We start from the raw sequence: 281 nt of genomic DNA on the forward strand, positions 1-281 counted from the left end.
GGAAATGGATTGAAACCGAACCCCATGAAATCCACAAACCGTTAAGTTATCCCCATATCGGCCCCCGCGAATCTTATCTGATCTACCACGAGGAATTAGAATCTTTGGTGAAGCATTTTCCCACACTGAAGCGGGCCCGATTTTGGATGACCTTCGGACAGGAGTATTTGACCCACCTCCGGGTGATACAAAATATCGGAATGGCAAGCATCAAACCGATCCTCTACGAAGGCAAAGAGATTGTACCGATCCAATTTCTCAAAGCGGTATTACCCAATCCG

1 protein-coding gene is annotated in these 281 nt (G+C 47.0%); it reads left to right on the forward strand.

What is annotated here, in order from left to right; all coding sequences use genetic code 11:
* A partial coding sequence (locus ACY9Z2_RS18920) for a saccharopine dehydrogenase family protein (RefSeq protein ID WP_463611230.1) occupies nucleotides 1–281 on the forward strand: 281 nt, incomplete at both ends.

This window comes from Virgibacillus sp. GM2-2 (genome assembly GCF_055329585.1).